The organism is Fulvivirga sediminis (assembly GCF_016757215.1).
GTDB classification, from domain to species: Bacteria; Bacteroidota; Bacteroidia; order Cytophagales; family Cyclobacteriaceae; genus Fulvivirga; species Fulvivirga sediminis.
In genome coordinates, this window is the sequence record NZ_JAESIY010000035.1 from 1 (window position 1) to 1,683 (window position 1,683).

The 1,683-nt window shown below is 47.2% G+C and carries 1 protein-coding gene; it reads right to left on the reverse strand.

From position 1 onward, the window contains the following. The coding region (locus JL102_RS23365) for a non-ribosomal peptide synthetase (protein WP_202246891.1) at positions 1–1,653 on the reverse strand (1,653 nt) is incomplete at its 3' end. Positions 1,654–1,683: the final 30 nt, after the last annotated feature.

Consider the following 1,683-nt stretch of genomic DNA (forward strand, 5'->3'; position numbering starts at 1 on the left):
TGGCTCAGGCAATTGTTTCTTATCAACTTTACCACTCGGCAAGAGCGGCATCTCATCTATGCGGACATAGTACTCTGGCACCATATACGATGGCAAATGAGCTTGAAGATGCGACTGTATATCTGTAGCCTGCAGTTCTTCCTCACTCACATAATAACCTGCTAAATACTGATTATCGCCATATCCTCTCAGCTGAACAATACCGGCGGTAACTCCTGCACACTCCACCAGGCGGTGGGTGATTTCTCCTAACTCGATTCGATAGCCGCGAAGCTTGACCTGCTCATCTATTCGGCCAAGATACTCCAGATCTCCATCCGGAAGCCATCTCACCAAGTCGCCTGTTTTGTATAGCCTGCTGTTTGTATCCTCATCGTATGGATTGTCAATGAACTTCTCTGCGGTCAGTTCCGGGTTATTATAGTAGCCGCGTGCCACTGCTATTCCGCCAAGACATAATTCTCCCGGCACTCCTTTACCTGACAGTTGACCGGTGTGGTCAAGCACATAAGCTTTCACTCCCTGCAAAGGTGTGCCTATTGGTACACTCCGATGACTTTCATATGATGAGGTGCTATATCCTGTAGCATAAATGGTAGCCTCTGTAGGACCATACAGGTTCTCAAGGCTCGCAGATAGACCTAGCCGGTTAAAATACTCCACTGTCTTTGGTGACAGTGGTTCGCCTGCTGAAATAATATACCGAAGGGAGTTTAGCCCTGCTCCACCTTTGCGGCCTGCCTCCTCTAAAAACAGTCCCAGCATGGAAGGCACAAAGTTAACATGGCTCACTTTGTAACGCTCCATCGTATCTTTGATAGACACGGGGTCTGACTCCTCTCCCTGGGGTAAGATTACAAGGGAACCGCCGGATATAAACCAGCCAAAGAGTTCTGAACAACTCACATCAAAGACTACATTGGTCTTTAAAAGGTAACTATCCCCTTCATTAAGTGGATACCGCTCCTGCATGATATCTATCAGGTTGGTCAGTGACTGGTGTTCTACCATCACTCCTTTTGGTGTACCTGTGGAGCCAGAGGTGAATATGATATAGGCTAAATCAGAAACTCCTGAACGGTATGCCGGCTCTTCTGATGAGGACATCAAGGCATCCTTCATCAGGATATCATAATCCAACGTACGGACTGTATCAAAATCAGCATAGAAACTGCCGGTGGTTTTATCGGTGATCAGATACTGTGCTCCTGTATGATCCAGTATGTACGATCTGCGTGAAGCAGGCTGGGTCCAGTCTATCGGAAGATAGGTGCAGCCGGCTTTCAGTATTCCGAATATCGCCACTACAAGATCGGACGAACGCCCCATGCTCACACCTACTATATCTCCGGGACGGACACCTTGGCTATGAAGCTGGTGGCTAAGGGAATTCGACTGTAAGGCCAGCCCGTTATAGGTGATTTCTGCTCCCGCTTCATATAGGGCCACATGATCAGGGGTAAGCATGGCCTGCCTGTCAAACTTATCCATAACTGTCTCTTGAATAGTAGGCAGAGGCTCAGCATTGCCATGCATTGACTCTAATTCGCGACGACCTTTTGAATTTACCAGGCTAAGGGATGATAGCTTTGCATGAGGAGCAGCGACTATGTTTTCAAGTAATGTGATATAATGACCTAAAAACTCTTTCATGCTCGATCGCAAAAATAGATCAGTACAATA